This is a genomic window from Streptomyces sp. ITFR-6 (assembly GCF_031844725.1).
In the GTDB taxonomy this organism is placed as follows: domain Bacteria; phylum Actinomycetota; class Actinomycetes; order Streptomycetales; family Streptomycetaceae; genus Streptomyces.
The window spans coordinates 2,232,444-2,258,255 of sequence record NZ_CP134612.1; the positions used below are offsets into that span (position 1 = coordinate 2,232,444).

The following is a 25,812-nucleotide window of genomic DNA, read 5'->3' on the forward strand; positions in this document are numbered from 1 at the left end:
TCTCTCAGTCGTCTTCGTTGTCGCCGAAGTCGGGGCGGACGCCGCGGGCGGCCATGACCTCGTCGTTGGAGGTGCCGGCGGCGACCATCGGCCACACCATCGCGTCCTCGTGGACGATGAAGTCCACCACGACGGGGCGGTCGTTGATCGAGTTGGCCTCGGCGATGACCTTGTCCAGGTCGGACGGGTCCTCGCAGCGGATCGCGTAGCAGCCCATGGCCTCCGACAGCTTGACGAAGTCGGGCACCCGGGTGCCCTTCGCCGGGAGGCCGTCGGTATCGGCGCCGGAGTGCAGCACGGTGTTGGAGTACCGCTGGTTGTAGAAGAGGGTCTGCCACTGGCGGACCATCCCGAGCGCGCCGTTGTTGATGATCGCGACCTTGATCGGGATGTTGTTCAGCGCGCAGGTGGTGAGCTCCTGATTGGTCATCTGGAAGCAGCCGTCACCGTCGATCGCCCAGACCGTACGGTCCGGCATCCCGGCCTTGGCCCCCATCGCCGCCGGAACCCCGTACCCCATCGTCCCCGCACCGCCCGAGTTCAGCCAGGTGGCGGGCTGCTCGTACTTGATGAAGTGCGATGCCCACATCTGGTGCTGGCCGACGCCCGCGGCGAAGATCGTTCCGTCCGGGGCGAGTTCACCGATCCGCTCGATGACCTGCTGCGGCGAGAGGCTGCCGTCGTCCGGCAGGTCGTAGCCGACGGGGTAGGTGTCACGCCACCGGTTGAGGTCCTTCCACCAGGCGGCGTAGTCGCCCGTGTGGCCCTCGGTGTGCTCGGCCTGGACCGCCTGGACGAGATCGGCGATGACCTCGCGGGCGTCCCCGACGATCGGCACGTCGGCGGCACGGTTCTTGCCGATCTCGGCCGGGTCGATATCGGCGTGCACGATCTTGGCGTACGGGGCGAAGCTGTCCAGCTTGCCGGTGACCCGGTCGTCGAACCGGGCTCCCAGGGCGACGATCAGGTCGGCCTTCTGCAGCGCGGTGACGGCGGTGACCGCACCGTGCATGCCGGGCATTCCCACGTGCTGCGGGTGGCTGTCGGGGAAGGAGCCGAGCGCCATCAGGGTGGTGGTGACGGGCGCGCCGGTGAGCTCTGCCAGGACCTTCAGTTCGGCGGTGGCTCCGGCCTTCATGACGCCGCCGCCCACGTACAGCACCGGGCGCTTGGCCTGGGTGATGAGCTTGGCGGCCTCGCGGATCTGCTTGGCGTGCGGCTTGGTCACCGGGCGGTAGCCCGGCAGGTCCATCTGCGGCGGCCAGGAGAACGTGGTCTTCGACTGCAGCGCGTCCTTGGCGATGTCGACGAGGACCGGCCCCGGACGCCCGGTGGACGCGATGTGGAAGGCCTCCGCGATGGTGTGCGCGATGTCCTCGGCGCGGGTGACCAGGAAGTTGTGCTTCGTGATCGGCATGGTGATGCCGCAGATGTCGGCTTCCTGGAAGGCGTCCGTACCGATGGCGGCGGAGGCCACCTGGCCGGTGATCGCGACCATGGGCACGGAGTCCATGGCCGCGTCCGCGATCGGGGTGACGAGGTTGGTGGCACCGGGACCCGAGGTGACCATGCAGACACCGACCTTGCCGGTGGCCTGTGCGTAGCCGGTGGCCGCGTGGCCCGCGCCCTGCTCGTGGCGGACCAGGACGTGACGGACCCGGGTGGAGTCCATCAGCGGGTCGTACGCCGGGAGAATGCAGCCGCCGGGGAGGCCGAATACCGTGTCGGCCCCGACTTCCTCAAGAGAACGAATCAGGGACTGCGCGCCCGTGAGGTGCTCAACGGCGGCGGAGGGCGATCCGCCGGTACGGGCTCGCGGCTGGGGATGGTGGGCCCCGGTGGCCTGCTCGGTCATCGGCATTCTCTTCTCGAAGCTGAGGGTTTTTGCGAGTGTTTTACGACGTTTTGCGTGGTACCGGTGCAACAAAAAACCCCTCGTGCCGTGAGGCAAGCGAGGGGAGCGCGCCGGTGCGGTCTGCAGAGTGTCAGTGAGGGACTCTGCTTCAGCCGACGCGCTTTCCAAGTACGAGAATTCGGGTGCGCATGGCATTGACCCTCTCTCCGACGCACTCGGCGTGTCAAGTGGGTGGGACGGGCGTCTCAGTATGTGATCCGGTGAGGAGCGGGATCGAGCCGCCCGCCAGGACCGGCTGCGCGACGCTGCCGCCGGGCACAGGGAACTCGCCGCGGGCCAGGGCGCGGCGCAGCCGGTACTCGTCCAGCGGTCCGGAGAAGGCCATGCCCTGGCCGTGCGTACAGCCCATGGCGCGCAGGGCGAGAACCTGTTCCGGTACGTCGACGCCGTCGGCCACGGACTGCATGCCGAGGTCGCACGCGATCCGCAGCAGCCCGCTGGTGATCTTGTGCAGCCGGGCGGATTCGACGACTCCCTCGACCAGGCCGCGGTCCAGTTTCAGTACGTCGATGGGGAGCCGGCGCAGGGCGTTGATCGCGGCATAGCCGCTGCCGAAGCCGTCGAGCGCGATCCGCACGCCGAGCCGTCGCAGGGCCACCAGCCGCTGTTCGAGCTCGTCGAAGGAGACTCTCGGGTCGCTGTCGGAAACCTCGATCATCAGCGCCCCCGACGGCAGCCCGTAGCGGGTGAGCAGCGCCTCGACAGAGCCGAAGGGCATCCCCTTGTCGAGCAGCCGGCGGGCGGAGAGCCGGACGGCGACGGAGACCTGGTGTCCGGCGCGGGCCCGGTCCGCGGCCTGCTCGACGGCCTCTTCGAGGAGCCAGCGGCCCAGCTCGGCGGTGCGGTCGCTGTCCTCCGCGACGCGGAGGAACTCGGCGGGGGTGAACAGGATGCCCTGGGCGGAGCGCCAGCGGGCCTGTGCGGCAACGGCGGCGACCGTGCCGCTGGTGAGATGCACGACGGGCTGGTGGAGGAGCGCGAACTCGCCTTCGCGCAGGGCGGTGCGCAGCCGGGCGGCGAGTTCGGAGCGGCGGACCACCTCGGCCTGCATCTGCGGGGCGTACAGCTCGACGCGGTCCTTGCCGCCCGCCTTGGCCCGGTACATGGCGAGGTCTGCGTTGCGCATGAGGTCGTTGGGGGTGATGGCCGGCTCCGCGAAGGCGACGCCGATGGAGGCGGTGACCCGGACCTCTCCGGCGCCGATCCGGTAGGGCCGGGAGAGGGTGAGGCGCAGCCGGTCGGCGATCTCGTGGACCTGGTACTCGCGGGCGGTCTGCTCGCGGCTGCCGTCCCCGACGATGAGGGCGGCGAACTCGTCACCGCCGAGCCTGGCCGCGGTGTCCCCGGCCCGTACGGAGTCCTGGAGGCGGCGGGCGGCCTGGATGAGGAGCTCGTCGCCCGCCTGGTGGCCGAGCCGGTCGTTGGCCGCCTTGAAGCCGTCCAGGTCGATGAAGAGGACGGCTGTGCCCGCGTCACCGGACCGGCGGCCGCTGAGGGTGCGGCGGACCCGGTCGGTGAAGAGGGCCCGGTTGGGCAGGTCGGTGAGCGGGTCGTGCTCGGCGTTGTGCTGCAACTGGGCCTGCAGCCGGACCCGTTCGGTGACGTCGCGGCTGTTGAGGATCAGCCCGCCCTGGTGGCGGTTGACGGTGGACTCGACGTTCAGCCATTCGCCGCTGCCGGACCTGAAGCGGCACTCGATACGGGTGGTGGGCTCCTCGGCCGGCGGGGCGGCGAGGAAGCGGCGCACCTCGTGCACCACCGCGCCCAGGTCGTCGGGGTGGATGATCGAGGAGAGCTCGGCACCCACGAGGTCGTCCGCCTCGCGCCCGTAGACACCGGAGGCGGCGGGGCTGACGTAGCGGAGTATGCCGGTCGGGGCGGCGATCATGATGACGTCGCTGGAGCCCTGCACCAGGGAGCGGAAGTGGTTCTCCTTCTGGGCCAGTTCCTGGGTGAGGGCGATGTTGTCGACGAGCATGATGCCCTGCCGGACGACCAGTGCGAGCACCACCGTGCAGCCGGTGAAGACCACCACCCGGTCCACCCTGCGGCCCTCGATGACGTTGTAGAGGATGCCGAGGGTGCAGACGGCGGCGGCGAGATAAGGCGTCAGCGCGGCCAGCGAACCGGCGATGGGGCGGCTGGTGGTCCGGGGTACAGCCCGCTCCTGGACAGCGTTGTCCTCCGCGCGGCCCGCGCCCCAGGGGGCGTAGGCGAGGAGCAGCGAACCGGCGAACCAGCCCGCGTCGAGCAGCTGTCCCGAGTGGTACGTCTGGCGCAGCAGCGGCGAGGTGAACAGGGCGTCGCACAGGACGGTCAGGGCGAGGGCGGCGATCGCCGTGTTCACCGCGGCCCGGTTGAGGCTGGAGCGCCGGAAGTGCAGCGCGAGGACCATGGAGACCAGCACGATGTCGAGCAGCGGGTAGGCCAGCGAGAGCGCCGCCCTCGCCACGCTGGCGCCCTCGACGTCCGCCAGATGTGCCGTGTGGGCGAGGGCGAGGCTCCAGGAGAGCGTGAGGAGCGATCCGCCGATCAGCCAGGAGTCGAGTGCCAGGCAGACCCAGCCGGCCCGGGTGACGGGGCGCTTGGCGAGGACGAGCAGTCCGACGATCGCGGGCGGCGCGAAGCAGAGGTAGAAGAGGTCCGCGAGGGAGGGGCTGGGCACCGGGAGCCCGCGCACGAACTCGTACCACCCCCAGACCGCGTTGCCCCCGGCGGCCATCAGCGAGGAGAGCGAGAACAGCAGCCAGGCCGGCCGGAACCGGTTGTCCGCCGCGCGTGCGAAGAGGAAGCAGGAGACGGCTGCGGCCAGGGCGGCGGTGCTGAGGCCGAAGTCGCCCATGAAGAGCGCCATCCGCACCGAGCCCCAGCCCAGCCCCGCGCCCACCGCGTATCCGGCGCAGGCGAGGCCGAGGAGAAGCTGAGGCAGGAGGGACGGCGTCCTGCCGAGGGCCGACCGCCGGGCCAGGAGCGCTCCGCGGGTGCTCGCCGGCGCGCTCACCGGGGTGCTCCCGCGGTCTGCGGACGGCCGCGGCGCCGGCGCACCGGACGGCCCGCCGGCCGTCTGTGGTCACCCCGCCATGTCGGATCGTTCGCCCATCGGCCGTACATCGCCCGTCGCCCCCTCGCGTGTGGCTTCCTCCCCGACGCCGTCCCTTCCACGGCGCAGCCTCCCTTTCGGGACGATACACCAGACTCGTCACGCAGGGACATAGTTCCTCTACTCTCCGTGACGACCTGGAGACTTGTCGCCACGGAGTGCCGCGGAACGTGCTCGCCGCGTGTTCAGCCGGTGGTGCGTACGACGTTGTGGACCGGCTCCCCCGCGGCGAAGCGGCTGAGCTGTCCGGCGATCAGACGCTTGGCCCTGGGCAGGAACGCCGAGGTGCTGCCGCCCACATGAGGAGTGATCAGGACGTTCGGAGCATGCCAGAGCGGATGGCCGGAAGGGAGCGGTTCCGGGTCTGTGACATCGAGTGCGGCGTGCAGCCGGCCCGATTCGAGTTCGGACAGCAGCGCCTTGGTGTCGACGACACCGCCGCGGGCGACGTTCACCAGCAGCGCCCCGTCCCGCATCGCCGCGAGGAAGTCCGCGCCCACCAGCCCTTGTGTGGAGGGGTTCAGCGGGGTGGACAGAATCACGATGTCGGCCTCGGGCAACAGTGCGGGCAGGTCGTCGAGCGTATGTACGGGACCGCGTGCGGTGGTCCGCGCGGAGCGTGCGACGCGCGCCACCCGCGCGCACTCGAAGGGTGCGAGCCGGTCCTCTATCGCGGAGCCGATCGATCCGTACCCCAAGATCAGCACCGACTTGTCGGCGAGCGCCGGGTAGAACCCGGACCGCCACTCCTCGTTGTCCTGGCCGCGCACGAAGCCGGGGAAGCCGCGCAGGGAGGCCAGGATCAGGGCGAGCGTCAGCTCGGCGGTGGACGCCTCGTGGACCCCCTTGGCGTTGCACAGCCGCACACCGGAGGGCAGCAGGCCGAGCCCCGGCTCGACGTGGTCGATGCCCGCGGAGAGGGTCTGCACGACCCGTACCGCGCTCATCGCGGCGAGCGGACGGACCGCGACCTTCGGGCCCTTCATGTACGGAACGACATAGAACGCGCAGTCCGCCGGGTCGGCCGGGTAGTCCTGCCCGCCGTCCCAGAATCGGTAGTTGAGGCCCTCGGGGAGCCCCTCGATCCCGTCGGCCCCGATCGGCAGCCACACGTCGGGGGCCGCGGTGGAATTCGTGGTGGAAGTCATGGTCAGGAGGCTATGCGACGGGGCGCGGGGAGCAGAGGTTAGTTTGTGGGTGCGGAGTGTGGTCCCGGGCCGGCGGGGCCGAGGAAGGGTGCGGGGAGTTGGAGCGCAGGAGTCTCGGCGCGGCGGCGCTCGCCGTGGGCGCGGTCGGTCTCGGCTGCATGCCGATGAGCTGGGCGTACGACGCCTCGCGGCAGCGTGGCGACGACGCCCTGCGCGCGGTGCACGCGGCCCTCGACGCGGGCGTCCAAGTGCTCGACACGGCCGACATGTACGGCCCGTTCACCAATGAGCTGCTGTTGGGGCGGGCGCTGAAGGGGCGCCGCTCCGAGGCCTTCGTCTCCACCAAGTGCGGACTGCTGGTGGGCGATCAGCACATCGTGGCCAACGGCCGGCCCGGCTATGTCCGGCGGGCCTGCGACGCCTCGCTGCGCCGGCTGCAGACCGATGTGATCGATCTGTACCAACTGCACCGGGCCGACCCGGAGGTGCCGGTCGAGGAGACCTGGGGCGCGATGGCGGAGCTGGTGGCCGCGGGGAAGGTCCGGGCGCTGGGGCTGTGCGCGATCGGGGCGCGGGCCTCGCGTCGGCAGGGGGCGCGACTGCACGACGGAACGATCCGGCAGCTGGAACGGGTGCAGCAGGTCTTTCCGGTGAGCGCGGTGCAGGCGGAGCTCTCGGTGTGGTCGCCGCAGGCGCTGGAGTCGCTGCTGCCGTGGTGTGCGGCGCGGGGTGTGGGGTTCCTGGCGGCGATGCCGCTGGGCAACGGGTATCTGACGGGGACGCTCACGCCGGGGCAGGGTTTCGAGCCGGAGGATCTGCGGGCCCGGCACCCCCGGTTCACCGCCGAGATGATGGCGGCGAACCAGCCGGTGGTGGTCGGGCTGCGGCGGGTGGCGGAGCGGCACGGGGCGACGCCCGCGCAGGTGGCGCTGGCCTGGGCGCTGCGGCAGGGACCGCAGGTGGTTCCGGTGCCCGGGACCAAGCGGGAGCGCTGGGCGGTGGAGAACGCGGAGGCGGCCGGTCTGGCGCTGACTGCGCGGGACCTGGCGGAGATCGACCGGCTGCCGCCGGCGCGGGAGTCATGGGACTGAGCGCGGGCGTCATGGGACTGAGCGCTGGCGCGCCGGCCGCCGGATCCCTGATCGAGAAAGTCGGCCGTCATCGGGAACCTCGGGGCGGGCCGCGGTGTAAGAACAGTAGACAGGCGGCCGTCGAAGGGATCAGTGCGGTGATCGGATCCGGGCAGGACCCGATGGGGAGTCACACGACGCCTCATGGGAGTGGTCGCCTCGCGCGGCTGAGTACGGCACGGGCAGGTGCGGCACGGCTGGGTGCGGGGGCCGGGGTACGGCGTGGGGCGGTGGCTCTGCTGGCGAGCGGTGCCCTGCTGCTCGCCGCGGGGTGCTCGTCTCAGGAGGGGGCGCAGAGCACGGCGGGCCAGGGCGCGAGCTCACCGGCGGGGTCCCAGCAGACCGGATCGGGCACACCGGCTCCTTCCTCGCCGTCCGCCTCGCGTCCGGCGGCGGATCTGCCGCCCGCGAAGGGCTCGGTGAAGGTGGTGTCGACCCTCACGGAAGGGCTGGGCTCGCCGTGGGGCCTCACCGCCCTGCCGGACGGTGACCTGCTGGTGTCCTCGCGCGACAAGGGGACGATCACCCGGGTGGACGCGGAGAGCGGGAAGAAGACGCTGCTGGGCGCCGTGCCCGGGGTGGCCCCCGACGGGGAGGGCGGGCTGCTGGGGATCGCGGTCTCCCCGACGTTCGGCACGGACCATCTGGTGTACGCGTACTTCACCACCGCCTCGGACAACCGCATCGCCCGCATGCTCTACGACGAGAAGGGGACGGCACCCGGCCAGCTGCTGGGCGCTCCCGACACGATCCTGCGGGGCATCCCGAAGGGCTCCATCCACAACGGGGGACGGATCGCCTTCGGCCCGGACCACATGCTGTACGTGGGGACGGGCGAGACGGGGGATCACGGCTACGCCCAGGACAAGAAGTCACTGGCCGGCAAGATCCTTCGGATGACACCGGACGGTGAGCCCCTGCACGGCAATCCGCAGGCCGACTCCGTGGTGTATTCGTACGGTCACCGCAATGTGCAGGGCCTCGCCTGGGACAGCCACAAGCAGCTGTGGGCATCCGAATTCGGCCAGGACACCTGGGACGAGCTGAACCGGATCGTGCCAGGTGGGAACTACGGCTGGCCGGACGCCGAGGGCAAGGCGGGCGAGAAGGGTTTCCTCGACCCCGTGGCACAGTGGAAGACGTCCGAGGCGTCCCCGAGCGGTATCGCCTACGCCAAGGGTTCCATCTGGATGGCCGGTCTGCGGGGTGAGCGGCTCTGGCGGATTCCGCTGTCCGGTGACGAGAGCAAGGAACCTCTGGCGGCCCCGCAGTCGTTCCTGAAGGGGAAGTACGGCCGTCTGCGCACGGTGCTGGCGGCGGGCGGCAACAAGGTCTATCTCGTCACGAGCGAGACGGACACCCGTGGCACGCCGAAGCCGGGAGACGACAAGATGCTGGTGCTTGAGGTGCGGTAGCGGCTACAGCAGGCGGAAGGGTGCGCGGCCCGTGTTCAACTTCTTCGAGGAACTCTTCGCACCCGGCCGCAAGCACGCCGCCGAGGAACAGCGGCGGCTGGAGCTGAGCCGGGTGGATCTCGGCATCGGTGACCCGGCGCGCGGCCCGATAGACCTCACCTCGGGCAAGGTGGTGGTCCGCCGGCCGGACACCGGGGACGCGGAGCCCGGAGACACAGCACCCGAGGACACGGAGCCCGAGGTCACCGGCGCCCGGAACGCGGACACCGGGGAGCGTGGCGAAGCGGTGTAGCTGTCCGCGTCCTCGCGCGCCCGGCGGGGCCGCCGGACAGCCACCTGCCGCCTGCCGCCTGCCGCCCCGCCGAGAAACCCGGTCCTCAGGAGCCCGTGGGCGTGCGGTAGAGGCGGAGCCGGTGGGCGAGTGCGGCGGCCTCGCCCCGGCTGGCCACCCCGAGCTTGGCCAGGATGTTGGAGACGTGCACGCTCGCGGTCTTGGGCGAGATGTACAGCTCCTCGGCGATCCTCCGGTTGGTGTGGCCGTCCGCGACGAGCCGGTGCACGTCCTGTTCGCGCCGGGTCAGCCCGAAGGACTCCACCGCGGCGGCGGCCGCGGCCCGGAGTTGCTCCTCGGAGCGGTCCCGGCCGGTCTGCTCGTCGTGGGCGCCGTCGCCGTCCGGGACGGTGACGGCCTCCAGGATCTCCGGCCCGGACCCGGACCCCGGGCCGGTGGCCGAACCGGGGCCGCGAAGCGCGTCGGGGGCGGCGAGGGTGATGCGGGCGCGGCCGGCCAGCAGCTCGATGGTCTCGGTCAGCGGGCGCGAGCCCAGACGCAGGGACGTACCGTGCGCCTCGCGCAGCAGGGCGGTGGCGGCTGCCCGGTCACCGGAGGCCACGAGCAGGGCCTCGGCCCAGCGGTGACGGATCTGTGCCAGCTCGTACGGGCGGGACAGCGGGGCGAAGGCCTTGGCCGCCCGCGACCAGTGGCCTGGGGTGTCCAGGCCCTCGGCGCGGGCCAGTTCGGCATCGACGAGCAGACCGTAGGCCGCCCACACCGGGACGAGCATCGGCAGCCGCTTGAGGTGGCTGCGGATCAGCGCGAGGTTCGCCGGCCGGCCGGGCTCGGTGGCGGGCAGGCCGCGGGCATCGGCCTCGGCCGCCGCGACGACGTGCAGCAGGGGCAGGGCGTAGCGCTGGGTGCCGGTCGGGAAGCCGGTCTCCGCCTGGGCCTCGAAGGCCGTCCGGGCCTCGCTGAGGCGGCCCTGCTGCACGGCGAGGACGACGGTGTGGCGCACGGCGTTGATGAAGTGCTGGGGCTGCGGGTCACGTGAGCCGAAGCTTCGCTTGTTGAGGGCGAGTTGGCGTTCCGCCTCGTCGAAGTCCCCTCGTGCCAGTGCTACTTCGGTGCGGCGGGCGGCGACCAGGCCCTGGGCCTTGCGGGACTGGGCCACCCGGGCGGCGGCCTCCGCGGTGGCCAGGGCCTCGTCCCAGTGGCCGAGCGAGAACAGGGACATCGCCTGGTTGGTGCGGACCCAGGCCTCCTTGTCGGCTATGCCGTGGCTGTGGCAGATCTCGATCCCGTGGTCGGCGGCGGACACCGCTTCCAGGGAACGGCCCATCGCTTCGAGGGTCGAGGGGAGATTGATGCTCGCGCGGCCCATGACGCCGACGAGGCACAGTTCCTCGGCCCGGTCGCGGACGGCGTACATCTCCGCGATGCCGTCGTCGGCGTCTCCGGCGTCCGCGGTCAGCCAGCCGCGGGTGAGGCGGGCGTGCAGTTCGATGTACTCGTCACCGACCAGCCGGGCGTACTCCACGGCCCGGTCCGCGGCGGCGAGGGTATCGGGCCCGGGGCGGTGCAGCGCGCCCCAGCCGGCCACGCTCATCAGGACGTCGGCATGCACGGCCGACGGGGGCAGTCCGCGGACGAGCTCCTCCGCGGTGGCCAGCTCCTCCCAGCCGTCGCCACGGGTGAGGTCCTGGACCAGCCGGGAGCGCTGGACCCAGAACCAGGCGGCGCGCAGCGCGTCGTCCTCGTTCTCCAGGATGCGCAGGGCCTTCTTGCAGAGGGTGAGGGCCCGTTCGCGGTCGCCGCCGAAGCGGGCGGCGACGGTGGCCTCCGCCATCAGGTCGAGGTACCGCAGCGGGGTGGCGCTGTCGCAGCCGCAGCCGCAGGCCGGGTAGACCTCGGCGTAGTCGATGGGGCGCAGCGTGCCGCGGATCGCTTCCGGGGCGTCGTCCCACAGTTCCATCGCCCGTTCCAGCAGCCGCAGCTGCTCGGAGAAGGCGTGCCGGTGGCGCGCTTCGACCGAGGCCTTCAGTACGGCGGGCAGCGCCTTGGCCGCGTCGTGCGCGCCGTACCAGTAGCTGGCCAGGCGGGTGGCGCGCTCCCCGGCGCGGACGAGGGTGGGGTCGGCCTCCAGGGCTTCGGCGTAACGGCGGTTGAGCCGGGAGCGTTCGCCCGGCAGCAGGTCGTCGCTGACGGCTTCGCGGACCAGGGAGTGCCGGAAGCGGTAGCCGTTGCCCTCCGGGGTGGTGAGCAGCAGGTTGGCGCCGACCGCTCCCCGCAGGGCTTCGATGAGGTCGTCCTCGGCGAGGCCCGCGACGGCGGCCAGCAGTTCGTACTCGACGGTGGAGCCGCCTTCGGCCACCACCCGGGTGACCCGCTGGGCGTCGTCGCTGAGTGTTTCGACGCGGACGAGCAGGAGGTCGCGCAGCGAGTCGGGGACTCCGGCGCCGTCCCCGCACTCCAGGCTGCAGGCAAGCTCCTCGACGAAGAAGGCGTTGCCGTCGGAGCGCTCGAATATCTCGTCCACCAGGGCGGGTTCCGGGGTGTCGGCGAGGATGCCGGTGAGCTGGCGGCGGACCTCGGCCCGGTTGAACCGGTCGAGCTCGATGCGGCGGACGGTGCGCAGCCGGTCCATTTCGGCCAGGAGCGGGCGCAGCGGGTGGCGGCGGTGGATGTCGTCGGCCCGGTAGGTGCCGACCACGACGAGGCGGCCGGTGCGCAGCGTACGGAACAGGTAGGCGAGGAGGTGCCGGGTGGAGGCGTCGGACCAGTGCAGGTCCTCCAGGACCAGGACGACCGCGCGGTCCGCCGAGATGCGCTCCAGCAGCCGGCCGGTGAGCTCGAAGAGCCGGGCGGTGCCGTGCTCACCGGCCGAGTCCCGCCCGGGTTCGCCCAGTTCGGGCAGGAGCCGGGCCAGCTCGCTCTCCTGCCCGGCGCAGGCCGCGGCCATCTCCTCGGGAAGGGTGCGGCGCAGGGCGCGCAGGGCCGCGGAGAACGGGGCGTACGGCAGACCGTCCGCGCCGATCTCCACGCAGCCGCCCACGGCCACGACGGCCCCTCGGCGGGCCGCCACCGCGAGGAACTCCTCGACCAGACGGGTCTTGCCGACGCCCGCCTCGCCGCCGACGAGCAGCGCCTGCGGTTCTCCGCAGGCGCAGCCGTCCGGGCCGGCGCCCTGCGCGGTGGCGCGTGCGAGCGCGTCGGTGAGCGAGGTGAGTTCATTTGCGCGGCCGACGAACATGGGACTGACTGACCTGGTCTCCACGGAGCCGAGCATCGCATACGCGTCTGACAACTCGGATCCGGGAAGCTGGACCGGCATCGTCCTCCGGTCCTTACGCGGCGTGCGCGAACCGCTGTCGATCGCTGTCCGCACTCACCGTCCTCTCGCGCTCCTTGCGTGCCGTACTGCGGGCGGCCCGCTCGGCGCGACGTACTTCGCGGGCGAGCCGCTCGGCGTCGGCGCGGCGGATCAGTTCGGCCTGCATGACCTTGTGGAGCTCGTACTCGTACATGCGATTCCCCTGGTGACGTGGGCCGTTGGGCCCGGTGGCGGCAGTTCGTCTGCCGTGCCTCCACTTTCGTCCACCGGGGGGTGCCGGCGCATCGGGCGAGTTCCGCATCTCCGGCGGGCGGGTGCCTTGGGCGCGTGCCCGAGTCACCGCACCCGGACCGCGAACGCCCCCGCGGATGCCTTAGGCGGCTCCGGGGGGCGTCGTACGGAAGGGGGAGTTCCGGTCCGCCGGGTCAGCTTCCCGCGGTCGTCGCGGCCGCCGTGGGCAGGGCGACGATGAGGTCGAAGTACATGCCCACGGCGACCAGCACGCCGATCACGCCGAGCGCGATGCCGCCCTTGGCCACCGCCCGGACCCAGCCCGCCTGCGGGTGCGCGGAGGGGGCGCCGAACGCGGGCCGGACCAGGACGTAGCAGCCGACCAGCAGGGCGACGAGTCCGAAGATCCCGTTGACCAGGGCGGTGGCGTGCCAGGCGTCGCCGTAGATCTCGGAGATCTGCTGGGCGGCCGAGCCACCGGACGACGTCTTGATCTGCCCGATCAGGGTCTCGCGCTCGGCGGCGACCCGGCCGCTCCAGGCTCCGGTGAGCGAGACGATGCCGAGGCCGACGGAGACGACGGCCGCGGCGGCGGTGCCGAGACCGGCGGACTCCTTGCCGGACCCGTCGTCGTCCAGGTCGTCATCACCCAGGGCCAGGTCCAGGTCCGGGTCCGCGTCCGGGTCCAGGTCCGGGTCGAGGTCCGGGTCGAGGTCCTGCTCCGCCCCGTCGCCGCGGTCCGCGGGCTCCGTGCGTGCCTTGTCGAGCCGCCCCGCCGTCTCGGGTCGCTCCGCCGCGTCCTTGGCGCCTGCGGTGTCTGTGGCGGCCTTCTCTGCCGTCTTCTTCTCCCCGTCGCCCTCGGCGACGGGAGCTGTGGGAGTGGTGGGAGTGGTGGGAGTGGTGGGGTTCATTTTCCGCACGCTAGGCGTCCCGGATGAGAACGTTCTTAACGCGCTGCGCCGCCCCGCTCCCCCGCCCCGGCACAGCCGCTCCGAACCACTCCCGGATGCTCCCGGCCGCTCCGGTCAGCGGACGTGCTGGGCGGCCGGTACCGCCTCGCCGTCCGGGCTCGCGCCCGCCGCCGGGATCCGCGCACGCGAGGACCGGCATTCGGGCGGCTCGATGCTGAGGCGCGGCAGTCTGCGGTCCAGCCGGCCCGGCAGCCACCAGTTCGCCCCGCCCAGCAGGTGCATCAGGGCGGGAACCAGCAGCGTGCGCAGCACGAAGGCGTCCAGCGCGACGGCCGAGGCGAGCGCGATCCCGAACATCGCGATGACCCGGTCACCGCTGAGCACGAACGCGAGGAAGACCGAGATCATGATCACCGCCGCCGAGTTGATCACCCGGCTGGTCTCCGCGAGGCCGACCCGGACCGCCCGCCGGTTGTCGCCGGTCTCCAGCCACTCCTCGTACATCCGGCCGACCAGGAACACCTGGTAGTCCATGGAGAGGCCGAACAGCACGGACACCATGATGACCGGCAGGAAGGGTTCGATCGGGCCGGAGCTGCCCAGTCCCAGCAGCTCGCTCCCCGACCCCCGCTGGAAGACCGCGACGACCACGCCGAACGAGGAGGCGACCGCCGCCACGTTCATCGCCGCCGCCTTCAGCGGGATGCCGACCGACCGGAGGGCCATCAGCAGGAGCAGGCAGCCGAGCCCTATGACGACGCCGATGAAGAGCGGGAGCTTCCCGATGATGATCTGCGCGAAGTGGTCGTAGCCGGCCGTCACGCCGCCCACATGGGTGCGCAGGGATGTGTTGGCGGCCGCCTGCGGAGTTACGTCCGTACGCAGCCGGTCGACGAGCGCGCTGGTCCGCTGGGACTGCGGAGCCGAGTCCGGTACGACGGTGACGAACGCGGTGTCGCCGCTGGAGTTGTACGTGACCGGATAGGCCCACGCGACCCCGTCGGTGTTCCGCAGCGTCGCGGGCAGCGCGTCCATCGCCAGCCGGTCGTCCGCGCCGTCCAGCTGCGCGGCGATGGTCAGCGGTCCGTTGACGCCGGGGCCGAATCCGTCGGCCAGCAGGTCGTAGGCCTGCCGGGTGGTCGAGGACTTCGCGTTGTTCCCCTGGTCGGAGCTGCCGAGGTGGAGCGCGAAGGTGGGGAGCGCGAGGACCAGCATCACCGCCACCGCGATCCCGCCGAGCAGCTTGGGGTGCCGCTCGACGAAGTCGGACCAGCGTGCGGCGAATCCGGTGGGCAGGTCCGGCCGAGGCCCGTCCTGGGCGAGCCGTCTGCGCTCGCGCCCGCTCAGCGCCCGCATGCCGATGAGGGACAGCAGGGCGGGCAGCAGGGTCACGGCGGCCGCCACGGTCAGTACGACGGTGAGCGAGGCGGCGACGGCGACACCGTTGAGGAAGTTCAGCCGCAGGATCAGCATGCCCAGCAGCGCGATGCAGACGGTGGCCCCGGCGAAGACGACGGCGCGTCCGGTCGTGGCGACCGCGTACTGCGCCGCCTCCGGCACGCTCATGCCGCGTCTGAGCCCCCTGCGGTGCCGGGTGACGATGAAGAGGGCGTAGTCGATGCCCACCCCGAGCCCGACGAGCATGCCGAGCATGGGCGCGAAGTCGGCCACCGTCATCAGGTGTCCGAGCAGCACGATGCCCGCGTACGCGGTGCCGACCGAGACGAGCGCGGTGGCGATGGGCAGCATGCTGGCGGCGAGCGAGCCGAAGGCGAGGAAGAGCACGACGGCCGCGACGACGACCCCGATGGCCTCGCTGAGATGTACGGCGGGCGCCTCGGTGAGGGCGATGGCCGAGCCGCCCAGTTCGACCTGGAGGTGCATGCCGGAGGCGGCCTTCGCGGTCCGGACGATTGACTGGGCCTGCTCCACCGGTACGTCGTCGGCCTGCCGGTCGAAGGTGACCGTGGCGTAGGCCGTGCGCCCGTCCGGGCTGATCTGTCCGGCGCCCGCCTGGGTGTAGGGGCCGGCCACCGCGCCGACGCCGGGCAGCTGTTCGACCGCTTGCAGGGTCCTGGTCAGCTTCTGCTCGACGTCGGCCGCCCGCACGGTGGAGTCGTCGGTGTGCCAGACGATGGTGTCGGTGTCCCCGCCGAGATTCGTGAAGCCGCTCTTCAGGAGCGCGGCGGCGCGACCGGACTCGGTGCCGGGTGCCTCGTAGTCGTTGGTGTAGGAACTCCCCGCGATCGCCGCACCCGCGGCCGTGCCGCCCAGGGCGAGCAGCCAGAGGAGGACGGCGACGAGGCGGTGTGCGATGCACCAGCGTGCGATGGCAGCCAAGGGACGAGCTCCCTGCGGGTTCGTGGTCTCTGCGGCGGCTCGGCAGAACCGCCGCAGGAGAACGCACGACCTTGAGAACCGTCACTCTGACAGCCAACTGTGATCATTTGCCCGATTCGTGGCCTTACTCACAGGCGTCGGATCCGCATATGGGCGACATGGCCTCGGCCGTCCGGCGGACTCGCGGAGGGCCTGTCACACCCCGATCACCCGAAGCGCCCCCCAGAGCGCGACCGTCGACACCGCCAGCGTCGCCGGTACGGTCAGCAGCCCGAGCCTGGTGAAGTGGCCGAGCTCCGGCGCCTCGTCGTGCGTGTGCAGGATGCGGCGCCACAGCAGCGTGGCGAGCGAGCCGACGTACGTGAGGTTCGGCCCGAGGTTCACCCCGATCAGCCCGGCCAGCAGCGGCCCCGGTCCGGCCGCCGCGAGGACCGGGAGCAGAGCGAGGATCGCCGGCAGGTTGTTGATCAGGTTGGCGAGCACCGCCGCGACCGCGGCCACCGCCAGCAGCGCGCCCAGCGAGGAGCCTTCCGGCAGGAGCCGGGCGATGCCGGTACCGAGGCCGTGGTCGACGACCGCCTTGACGACGACGCCCAGCGCCAGCACGAACAGGCAGAACGGCACGTTGGCGGAGTGCACCAGGCCCTTCGCGGTGGTCTCCCGCCTCAGCAGCGCCCGTACGGCCAGCACGACGGCGCCCGCCAGCGCCGCCCACAGCGGTTCCGCGCCCGCGAACGAGGTCACGACGAATCCGCACAGGGTCAGCACCAGGACGACCAGGGTGAAGACGGGCAGCCCCGGCCGGTCCGCGTCCTCCTGTGGCGGGTGCGCGCCCGCCGCCAGGTCGGCCGCGAAGAACCGGCGCAGGATGACGTACTCGACGGCGATCGCCGCCAGCCACGGCAGCGTCATCAGGGCGGCGAAACGGGTGAAGGAGAGGCCGCTGGCCGTGAACGCCAGGAGGTTGGTCAGGTTGGAGACGGGGAGCAGGAGCGACGCGGAGTTGGCCAGGTGCGCGCAGGCGTACACGTACGGGCGGGGACGGGCACCGACGCGGGCGGCGGTCGCGAGGACGACCGGGGTCAGCAGGACCACGGTGGCGTCCAGGCTGAGCACCGCCGTGATCGCCGAGGCGACGACGAAGACGCCCGCGAGCAGCGGGCCGGTCCGCCCGCCGCAGGCGCGGGCGACCAGGTCGCCGGCGGCCCTGAAGAGCCCTTCGTCGGCGCAGAGCTGCGCCAGCACCAGGATCGCGGCGAGGAATCCGACGACCGGCAGCAGGTCGGCCAGCTGGGACCTGGCCTCGGGCCAGGAGACCGCGCCGAGCGCGATCACGAGCACCGCGGCGGGCACGGCGACGGTCGCCTCCGGCAGGCCCCTGGGGCGTACGACGGCGAACGCCAGCACCACCAGCAGGAGTGCGACGGAGACGATCTCGGCGGTGACGGTGTTCAGCGGACTCTCCGGACCGGTGAAAAGGGGGCGGTGCGCCGGGCAGGACCCGGTGCACCGCCCCCTCGGGACGTGCGGGAAGGGCTCAGCCCTCGACGCCGAGCTTCTCCAGGATCAGCTCACGCACCCGGGCCGCGTCCGCCTGGCCGCGGGTGGCCTTCATGACGGCGCCGACGAGCGCGCCGGCCGCGGCGACCTTGCCGCCGCGGATCTTGTCCGCGATGGCCGCGTTGCCCGCGATGGCCTCGTCGACCGCCGTGGACAGCGCGCCCTCGTCGGAGACGACCTTCAGGCCGCGCTTCTCGACGACGGTGTCCGGATCGCCCTCGCCCGCGAGGACGCCTTCGAGGACCTGGCGGGCCAGCTTGTCGTTGAGGCCGCCGGAGGCGACGAGCTCGGCCACCCGGGCGACCTGCGCGGGGGTGACACCCAGCTCGTCGAGGCCCCGGCCGGTCTCGTTGGCGTTACGCGCCAGCTCGCCCATCCACCACTTGCGGGCCTGGTCCGCGGGGGCGCCCGAGTCGATCGTCGCGACGATCAGCTCGACCGCGCCCGCGTTGAGGATGGACTGCATGTCGTGCTCATTGATGCCCCACTCCTCCTTGAGCCGGGCGCGGCGCAGCCGGGGCAGCTCGGGAAGCCCGCCCCGCAGCTCCTCGACCCAGTCCCGGGCCGGGGCGACCGGCACCAGGTCGGGCTCGGGGAAGTAGCGGTAGTCCTCGGCGTTGTCCTTGATGCGGCCGGCCGTGGTGGAGCCGTCCTCCTCGTGGAAGTGCCGGGTCTCCTGCACGATCGTGCCGCCGGAGTTCAGCACCGCGGCGTGGCGCTGGATCTCGAAGCGGGCGGCCCGCTCGACGGAACGCAGCGAGTTCACGTTCTTCGTCTCCGAGCGGGTACCGAACGCCTCGCGGCCGTGCGGGCGCAGCGACAGGTTCACGTCGCAGCGCATCTGGCCCATCTCCATCCGGGCCTCCGAGACGCCGAGCGCCTTGATGAGCTCGCGGAGCTCGGCGACGTACGCCTTGGCGACCTCTGGTGCCCGTGCGCCCGCTCCCTCGATCGGCTTGGTGACGATCTCGATGAGCGGGATGCCCGCGCGGTTGTAGTCGAGCAGGGAGTGGGACGCGCCGTGGATACGGCCGGTGGCGCCGCCGACGTGGGTCGACTTGCCGGTGTCCTCCTCCATGTGGGCGCGCTCGATCTGCACCCGGAAGATCTTCCCGTCCTCCAGCTGGACGTCCAGATAGCCGTCGAAGGCGATCGGCTCGTCGTACTGGGAGGTCTGGAAGTTCTTCGGCATGTCCGGATAGAAGTAGTTCTTCCGGGCGAACCGGCACCACTTTGCGATCTCGCAGTTCAGCGCGAGGCCGATCTTGATGGCGGACTCGACGCCGATTTCGTTGACGACCGGCAGCGCGCCCGGCAGCCCGAGGCAGACCGGGCAGGTCTGCGAGTTGGCGTCCTGCTTGAGCTCGGTGGAGCAGCCGCAGAACATCTTGGTCTTGGTACCCAGCTCGACATGGACTTCGAGGCCCATGACGGGGTCGTACGTCGCGAGGGCGTCCTCGTACGACTCCAGGTCAATGACAGCAGTCACGGTGAAAACTTTCCCTCTCAGCCCAGCAGGACGTCGTCGTCGCCGAGACGCTTCAGTTCGCGATAGAGGATCGCGAGGCCGGTGACGATGGCGGCGGCGGACACGGTCGCGTCGATGAGGCGCAGCGTGTCGTTGTCGTTCCGCGCGAGCCTGATCTGCTTGGCAACACTGATCGCGCCGAACGCGGTGCTGCCGAGCGATACGTAGAGCCCGGTCTTGGACTTCTTGAAGTTCGTGGCCTTCTTTGCCATGGCACTCACAGCGACGGAGCCTCCTCAAGCAGTGGGTGTCCCCACTTTTCCACGAAGGCGGCCTCAACGGCGGCTCCGACCTTGTACAGCCGGTCGTCCTTCATGGCGGGGGCGATGATCTGCAGTCCGACCGGCAGGCCGTCCTCCGGTGCCAGGCCGCACGGCAGCGACATGGCGGCGTTGCCGGCCAGGTTGGTCGGAATGGTGCACAGGTCCGCGAGGTACATGGCCATCGGGTCGTCGGCGCGCTCACCGATCGGGAAGGCGGTGGTGGGCGTCGTCGGGGAGACGATCACATCGACGCCGCCCTCTCCGAAGGCCTTCTCGAAGTCCCGCGTGATCAGGGTGCGGACCTTCTGCGCGGAGCCGTAGTACGCGTCGTAGTAGCCGGAGCTGAGCGCGTACGTGCCGAGGATGATGCGGCGCTTGACCTCGTCACCGAAGCCGGCCTCGCGGGTGAGCGCGGTGACGTCCTCCGCGGACCTCGTGCCGTCGTCCCCGACCCGCAGGCCGTAGCGCATGGCGTCGAAGCGGGCGAGGTTCGAGGAGCACTCGGACGGCGCGATGAGGTAATACGCCGAAAGGGCGAGGTCGAAGGACGGGCAGTCCAGCTCGACGACCGTGGCGCCGAGCGACTTCAGCAGCTCGACCGACTCGTTGAAGCGCTGGACGACACCGGCCTGGTAGCCCTCGCCGGAGAACTGCTTGACGACTCCGACCCGCATGCCCTGTACGGAGCCGTTGCGGGCGGCCTCGACGACCGGCGGGACCGGGGCGTCGATGGAGGTCGAGTCGAGCGGGTCGTGTCCGGCGATGGCCTCGTGCAGCAGCGCCGCGTCCAGGACCGTACGGGCGCAGGGGCCGCCCTGGTCGAGGGAGGAGGAGAAGGCCACCATGCCGTAGCGGGAGACGCCGCCGTAGGTGGGCTTGACGCCGACGGTGCCGGTGACGGCGGCGGGCTGGCGGATGGAGCCGCCGGTGTCCGTGCCGATGGCGAGCGGGGTCTCGAACGACGCGAGGGCGGCGGAGGAGCCGCCGCCGGAGCCGCCCGGGATGCGGGTGAGGTCCCACGGGTTGCCGGTCGGGCCGTAGGCGCTGTTCTCGGTGGAGGACCCCATGGCGAACTCGTCCATGTTGGTCTTGCCGAGGATGACGACGTCGGCGGCCTTGAGCCGCTTGGTGACGGTCGCGTCGTAGGGCGGGACCCAGCCTTCGAGGATCTTCGAGCCGACGGTGGTCGGCATGTCCTGCGTGGTGAAGATGTCCTTGAGCGCGAGCGGGACGCCGGCCAGCGGGCCGAGCTTCTCGCCCGCCTCCCGCTTCGCGTCGACGGCACGGGCCTGCGCGAGCGCGCCCTCGCGGTCGACGTGCAGGAAGGCGTGGACCTTCTCGTCGACGGCCTCGATCCGGGCCAGGTGGGCCTCGGTGACCTCGACGGCCGTGAGCTCGCCGGAAGCGATCTTCTCGGCGGTCTGCGCGGCGGTGAGCTTGATGATGGTGCTGATGTCCGTCATGGCTTTTTAGTCCTCCCCCAGGATCTGCGGCACCTTGAAACGCTGCTGCTCCTGGGCCGGGGCGCCGGAGAGCGCCTGCGCGGGGGTGAGCGAGGGACGGACCTCGTCCGCCCGCATGACGTTGGTCAGCGGCAGCGGATGGGAGGTCGGCGGTACGTCTTGGTCGGCGACCTCGGAGACGCGGGCGACCGCGCCGATGATGTCGTCGAGCTGACCGGCGAAGTGATCGAGCTCTTCGCCCTTCAGCTCCAGACGCGCCAGCCGGGCGAGGTGGGCGACCTCCTCGCGCGTGATGCCAGGCATGCAGCGATCCTCAGGGGTTGGTGTGTGGTTTTGGTCCAATCCTATGGGGTGTCCGGGTGCGCGAAATCAAGCCCGTCCCACACACAGGATCCAAACCGGGCCGCATCCCGATCAAGCCCGTCCGGCGATTGAGGACAAAGCGGCCGCCGGGCGCCTCCGGTCACCCCGCCGGCCCCGCGCCCCGTCCTACGGCGTCGCCGGCCGTGAGCCCGCCGTCCGCCCGGACGGCCGCTGCTCCAGCTCGGGCGTCGCGGCGGCGGCCACACTCGCCGCGGCTGCCGCGGCCGCCGCCGCTGCCGCCAGCTCGGCCGGCCGCCGCCACCCGTGCTCGCCCCGCGCCCGCAGCCAGGCGGTCGTCTCCTGCGGCGGCATCGCGGCCGCCACCAGCCAGCCCTGCACCGCGTCGCAGCGCAGGTCCCGCAGCCGCTCCCAGGTCTCGTCGTCCTCGACGCCCTCCGCGACGACCAGCAGGCCCAGCGAGTGCGCCAGGTCGATCGTGCAGCGGACGATCTCCGCGTCCTCGTGGTCGATGGCGAGCCGGGCCACGAAGGAGCGGTCGATCTTGAGCTCGCTGACCGGCAGCCGGCGCAGGTGTACGAGGGAGGAGTACCCCGTGCCGAAGTCGTCCAGGGACATCTTCACGCCGTGCCCGGTCAGCCCGGCCAGCGTGTCCGCGGCCCGCTGCGGGTCCTCCAGCAGCACGTGTTCCGTTATCTCCAGCTGCAGGGCGCCCGCCGGGACGCCGTGCCGGGCCAGCCGGGCCGCGACGCCGCCCGCGAATCCGGGGGTGTGGACGTCGCGCGGGGAGACGTTGACCGCGACCGGGACGAACAGCCCCTGCGCCCGCCACCGGGCGACCTGGGCGAGTGCCGTCTCCAGTACGTACTCGGTGAGGTGCGGCATCAGCCCGGACGACTCCGCGATCGCGATGAGCTCGTCCGGAGGGACCCGCCCCCGCTCCGGGTGCACCCAGCGGACCAGGGCTTCCAGGCCGGCCACCTGTCCGTCGAAGCGGACCTTGGGCTGGTAGTGCAGCTCGACCTCTCCGGCGTCCAGCGCGCGCCGCAGGTCACCGAGGAGCCCGAGGCGGTCCGGGGTGTTGCTGTCGCGCTTCGACTCGTACACCTCGACGCCCGTGCGGTCGCGCTTGGCCTGGTACATGGCCACGTCCGCGCGGCGCAGCAGCCCCTCGGCGTCCACCGCGTGATCGGGGTGGACGGCGACACCGGCGCTGGCCTCCAGCACCAGGGTGAGCCCGTCGAGGTCGAGCGGGGAGGAGAGCGCGGCGACCAGATGGCGGGCGACCCGCATGGCGCTGGTGGTGGAGTCGGCGGTGGGCAGCAGGACGGCGAACTCGTCGCCGCCGAGCCTGGCCACCTCCGCCCCGCGCGGCAGGGCGAGGCGCAGCCGTTCCGCTATCTGCAGCAGCAGCCGGTCCCCGGCCAGATGGCCGAGGGTGTCGTTGACCGCCCGGAAGCGGTCGAGGTCGATCAGGACCAGTCCGGCCCGGGAGCCGACGCTCTCGGCCTCCTCCAGGGCCGTCCAGGTGCGTTCCAGCAGCCACTGGCGGTTCGGCAGTCCGGTCAGCGGGTCCCGCAGCTGCTCCTCCGCCCGCGCTCGGGCGATCCAGAGCGTGGAGTCGAGTGCGATCAGCGGGACTGCGAAGAGCGGCAGCAGGACCGGCATGGCCATGGCGACGACGCAGATCAGCGGTGCGATGCCGAGCAGCGCGACCGCGACGAGGCCCTGGCGGAGCAGCGCGGTGCGGGCCGCGGTCGGCAGTCCGCCACCCTGGGGTGAGCGGGCGTACCAGAGCAGTACCCGGGTGACGAGCAGATAGGTGGAGGCGGCGAGGAGGACTTCCGGGACGGCGTCGATGCCCCAGTCGAGTGGCTGCCAGGGCGACTCGACGGTCTGCACCTCACCGAACGCGGCCATGACCAGTGCCGCCGCGCCCACCCCCAGGATGTCCACCGCGCCGTGCAGCAGCCCCTGCCACCAGCGGTGCCTGCGGGCCATCCCGACGAGTACGACCACGACCAGGCTGACCAGTCCGGCGGGCACCCAGCCGTAGAGCAGCAGCACGGCGAGCGTGAGGGCGGCTCCGGAACCGGTGCCGCCCCACCAGCGGTCGCGGCCGAGCGCGACCAGGTGGCCGACGACGATCCCGGTGAGTACGGCGAGCGACCAGCCGGCCTTCCCGTCCGGGAAGATCGCGTGTCCGCCGCTCACGGTCCGGTAGAAGCCGGTCGCGAGCTGGACGGTGGCGAGGGCCACGACGACGATGCCCACCTTGGGCGTGAGTCCGGCGAAACCCTGCAGCCGCGACACCGGTGCGGCGTTCTCGGTCGGTTTCATTCCGTCCCTCTCACAGCCGGCGGTGCCGATGTCACCTGATCGTTCCGTTCCCTGCCACCGCGCCCCGCACACCCGGCGGCCGGGCTCCGCGGACGCATCCCTCAACAGTAGGCCGCAGAGGGCTTCCAGGGGCAGCGGTCTACATCTCTTGCCCGAATGCGAACCGACCGTCCGTCAGCATCTACTATGCGCCGACCGGGTGAATCCGGGCGTACGCCCACGACTCCCCGCACCGCGGCACCGGCACCGGGGACCGGCGCTACTCCCCGGCCCCGGCATCGGCCCCCGCACCGGGCTCCGTCTCAGCCGTCTCAGCCGTCCCGGCCGGCACAGCCGCCTCGCGCGCCGGGTCGGCGCCGTCCGCGAGCAGTACGGCGAAGCCGTCCTCGTCCAGCACGGGGACCTTCAGCTGCATGGCCTTGTCGTACTTGGAGCCGGGGTTGTCACCGACCACCACGAAGGAGGTCTTCTTCGAGACGGACCCGGTCACCTTCGCCCCGCGGCTCTGGAGGGCCTCTTTCGCGCCATCCCTGGTGTGCGAGGCCAGGGTGCCGGTGACGACGACGGTGAGTCCTTCGAGCGGCCTGGGCCCCTCCTCCTCACCGGCCCCCTCGTCCTCCATCCGGACCCCGGCCTCCCGCCACTTGCGCAGGATCTCCCTGTGCCACTCCTCGGCGAACCACGCCTTGACCGAGGCCGCGATGATCGGTCCGACCCCGTCGGCGTCGGACAGCTCCTGCTCGGTGGCCTCGTCGATCCGGTCGATGGACCGGAACTGACGGGCCAGCTCCTGCGCGGCGACCGGCCCGACGTGGCGGATCGAGAGCCCGGTGAGGATGCGGGCCAGCGGGGCTTCCTTCGCCGCCGCGATGGCGTCCAGCATCCCGACGGCGTTCTTCTTCGGCTCGCCCTGCTGGTTGGCGAAGACCAGCGCGGTCTTCTCCTCGCCCGTCTTCGGGTCGCGCTTGGGCAGTCCGCTGTCCATGTCGAGGACATAGGCCCGGATCGGCAGCAGCTGCTCGACGGTCAGCCCGAAGAGGTCGCCCTCGTCGCGCAGCGGCGGCTCCGCGGGCTCCAGCGGGCGGGTCAGCGCGGCGGCCGCGACATAGCCGAAGTGGTCGATGTCCAGGCACTTGCGGCCCGCCAGATAGGCGACGCGCTCGCGCAGCTGAGCCGGGCAGGAGCGGGCGTTCGGGCAGCGGACGTCGATGTCGGCCTCCTTCATGGGCCGCAGCTCCGTGCCGCACTCGGGGCACTCGGTGGGCATGACGAACGCCCGCTCGGTGCCGTCACGGAGGTCGACGACCGGACCGAGGATCTCGGGGATCACATCGCCCGCCTTGCGGAGCACCACCGTGTCACCGATCAGGACGCCCTTGCTCCGCACCACGTTCTGGTTGTGCAGGGTGGCGAACTCGACCTCGGAGCCCGCCACCTCGACCGGTTCGACCTGGGCATACGGGGTGACGCGACCGGTACGGCCGACGCCGACACGGATGTTGACCAGCTTGGTGTTGACCTCCTCCGGCGCGTACTTCCAGGCGATCGCCCAGCGCGGGGCGCGCGAGGTGGAGCCGAGCCGGCCCTGGAGCGGGATCTCGTCGAGCTTGACGACGACGCCGTCGATCTCGTGCTCCACCGAGTGCCGGTTCTCACCGAAGTGGGCGATGAACTCGCGTACGCCGTCCAGGGAGTCGACCACCTTGTTGTACTTGGCGGTGGGCAGGCCCCAGCCCTGGAGCAGCTCGTAGGCGTGCGAGAGGCAGTCGATGTCGAAGCCCTCGCGGGCGCCGATGCCGTGGACGACCATGTGGAGCGGGCGGCTCGCGGTGACCTTGGGGTCCTTCTGGCGCAGTGAACCGGCCGCCGCGTTGCGCGGGTTGGCGAAGGGCTTGTCGTCCGCCTCCACCAGCCGGGCGTTCAGCTCCTCGAAGCCCTCCATCGGGAAGAAGACCTCGCCGCGGATCTCGACGAGCGCCGGGACGCGGTCGCCCTTCAGCCGGTGCGGGATCTCCGCGATCGTCCGGACGTTGGGCGTGATGTCCTCGCCGGTGCGGCCGTCGCCCCGGGTCGCGGCCCGGGTCAGCAGGCCGTTCTCGTAGGTGAGGTTGACCGCGAGGCCGTCGATCTTCAGCTCGCAGAGGAAGTGGTAGCCGGTGGCGCCGACGTCCCGGGCGACGCGCTCGCCCCAGGTGGCCAGCTCCTCGTCGTCGAAGGCGTTGTCCAGGGACAGCATCCGCTCGCGGTGCTCGACGGAGGTGAACTCCGTCCGGTACGGCCCCGCGACCTTCTGCGACGGCGAGTCGGGCGTACGCAGCGGCGGATACGTGTCCTCCAGGGCCTCCAGCTCACGCATCAGCCGGTCGAACTCGGCGTCGCTGACGACCGGCTGGTCGTTCACGTAATAGCGGAAGCGGTGCTCCTCGATCTGTTCGGCGAGGAGTGCGTGCCGCTCGCGCGACTCCGGCGGCACCTCCGTCCCCGCCTCCACCGGCCCTGCCGTCTGCTCTTCGCCGGCCATCGTCCCGTCCTCCCGTTA

At 71.7% G+C, this 25,812-nt stretch carries 17 protein-coding genes; 3 read left to right on the forward strand and 14 right to left on the reverse strand.

Going from position 1 to position 25,812, the window contains the following annotated elements; translation table 11 throughout:
* Nucleotides 1-4: 4 nt before the first annotated feature.
* The 3 genes from RLT59_RS09890 to RLT59_RS09900 all read right to left on the reverse strand — a co-directional run bounded on the left by RLT59_RS09890 (nucleotide 5) and on the right by RLT59_RS09900 (nucleotide 6,163).
* Entirely contained in the window at nucleotides 5-1,861 is a 1,857-nt protein-coding gene (locus RLT59_RS09890) for an acetolactate synthase large subunit (RefSeq protein ID WP_311303052.1), read from the reverse strand.
* 217 nt (nucleotides 1,862-2,078) lie between these two features.
* Complete coding sequence (locus tag RLT59_RS09895; protein ID WP_311303053.1) at nucleotides 2,079-4,916, reverse strand: EAL domain-containing protein; 2,838 nt, start codon at nucleotides 4,914-4,916, stop codon at nucleotides 2,079-2,081.
* A gap of 284 nt (nucleotides 4,917-5,200) precedes the next feature.
* Nucleotides 5,201-6,163: a 2-hydroxyacid dehydrogenase gene (locus RLT59_RS09900; protein ID WP_311303054.1), complete on the reverse strand. Its 963-nt coding sequence runs from the start codon at nucleotides 6,161-6,163 to the stop codon at nucleotides 5,201-5,203.
* A 98-nt stretch (nucleotides 6,164-6,261) separates the two neighbouring features.
* Between RLT59_RS09900 and RLT59_RS09905 the strand changes: the two genes are divergently transcribed.
* From RLT59_RS09905 to RLT59_RS09920, 3 genes are all read left to right on the forward strand, one after another.
* Nucleotides 6,262-7,254 (forward strand): aldo/keto reductase, encoded by a 993-nt coding sequence (locus tag RLT59_RS09905; protein WP_311303055.1) that lies wholly within the window; start codon nucleotides 6,262-6,264, stop codon nucleotides 7,252-7,254.
* A 269-nt stretch (nucleotides 7,255-7,523) separates the two neighbouring features.
* Nucleotides 7,524-8,708 carry a PQQ-dependent sugar dehydrogenase gene (locus RLT59_RS09915; protein ID WP_399125135.1) on the forward strand — a complete coding sequence of 395 codons (1,185 nt, stop codon included), beginning with the start codon at nucleotides 7,524-7,526 and terminating at the stop codon, nucleotides 8,706-8,708.
* A 31-nt stretch (nucleotides 8,709-8,739) separates the two neighbouring features.
* Complete coding sequence (locus tag RLT59_RS09920) at nucleotides 8,740-9,000, forward strand: DUF6191 domain-containing protein (protein ID WP_311303058.1); 261 nt, start codon at nucleotides 8,740-8,742, stop codon at nucleotides 8,998-9,000.
* An 85-nt stretch (nucleotides 9,001-9,085) separates the two neighbouring features.
* Here RLT59_RS09920 and RLT59_RS09925 read toward each other — a convergent pair whose 3' ends face one another.
* The 11 genes from RLT59_RS09925 to ligA all read right to left on the reverse strand — a co-directional run bounded on the left by RLT59_RS09925 (nucleotide 9,086) and on the right by ligA (nucleotide 25,794).
* The gene (locus RLT59_RS09925) at nucleotides 9,086-12,235 is read right to left on the reverse strand and encodes a helix-turn-helix transcriptional regulator (protein ID WP_311307668.1); all 3,150 of its coding nucleotides are present in this window, start codon (nucleotides 12,233-12,235) and stop codon (nucleotides 9,086-9,088) included.
* 94 nt (nucleotides 12,236-12,329) lie between these two features.
* Nucleotides 12,330-12,509 (reverse strand): hypothetical protein, encoded by a 180-nt coding sequence (locus tag RLT59_RS09930; protein ID WP_311303059.1) that lies wholly within the window; start codon nucleotides 12,507-12,509, stop codon nucleotides 12,330-12,332.
* Nucleotides 12,510-12,741: 232 nt separating this feature from the next.
* Entirely contained in the window at nucleotides 12,742-13,458 is a 717-nt protein-coding gene (locus tag RLT59_RS09935; RefSeq protein WP_311303060.1) for a hypothetical protein, read from the reverse strand.
* Nucleotides 13,459-13,572: 114 nt separating this feature from the next.
* Nucleotides 13,573-15,798, reverse strand: a complete 2,226-nt coding sequence (locus RLT59_RS09940; protein WP_311303061.1) for an MMPL family transporter — start codon at nucleotides 15,796-15,798, stop codon at nucleotides 13,573-13,575.
* A 195-nt stretch (nucleotides 15,799-15,993) separates the two neighbouring features.
* Nucleotides 15,994-17,253, reverse strand: a complete 1,260-nt coding sequence (locus tag RLT59_RS09945; protein ID WP_311307669.1) for an SLC13 family permease — start codon at nucleotides 17,251-17,253, stop codon at nucleotides 15,994-15,996.
* Nucleotides 17,254-17,335: 82 nt separating this feature from the next.
* Nucleotides 17,336-18,847, reverse strand: a complete 1,512-nt coding sequence (gatB, locus tag RLT59_RS09950; protein ID WP_311303062.1) for an Asp-tRNA(Asn)/Glu-tRNA(Gln) amidotransferase subunit GatB — start codon at nucleotides 18,845-18,847, stop codon at nucleotides 17,336-17,338.
* A 17-nt stretch (nucleotides 18,848-18,864) separates the two neighbouring features.
* Entirely contained in the window at nucleotides 18,865-19,098 is a 234-nt protein-coding gene (locus tag RLT59_RS09955; RefSeq protein WP_073738655.1) for a hypothetical protein, read from the reverse strand.
* Between the two features lie 5 nt (nucleotides 19,099-19,103).
* On the reverse strand, nucleotides 19,104-20,612 hold the full coding sequence (gatA, locus tag RLT59_RS09960; protein ID WP_311303063.1) for an Asp-tRNA(Asn)/Glu-tRNA(Gln) amidotransferase subunit GatA: 1,509 nt from the start codon (nucleotides 20,610-20,612) through the stop codon (nucleotides 19,104-19,106).
* Nucleotides 20,613-20,618: 6 nt separating this feature from the next.
* On the reverse strand, nucleotides 20,619-20,915 hold the full coding sequence (gene gatC / locus RLT59_RS09965) for an Asp-tRNA(Asn)/Glu-tRNA(Gln) amidotransferase subunit GatC (protein WP_003966094.1): 297 nt from the start codon (nucleotides 20,913-20,915) through the stop codon (nucleotides 20,619-20,621).
* 186 nt (nucleotides 20,916-21,101) lie between these two features.
* Nucleotides 21,102-23,273: a putative bifunctional diguanylate cyclase/phosphodiesterase gene (locus RLT59_RS09970; RefSeq protein ID WP_311303064.1), complete on the reverse strand. Its 2,172-nt coding sequence runs from the start codon at nucleotides 23,271-23,273 to the stop codon at nucleotides 21,102-21,104.
* Nucleotides 23,274-23,532: 259 nt separating this feature from the next.
* Nucleotides 23,533-25,794 (reverse strand): NAD-dependent DNA ligase LigA, encoded by a 2,262-nt coding sequence (gene ligA, locus RLT59_RS09975; RefSeq protein ID WP_311303065.1) that lies wholly within the window; start codon nucleotides 25,792-25,794, stop codon nucleotides 23,533-23,535.
* Between the last annotated feature and the right edge of the window lie 18 nt (nucleotides 25,795-25,812).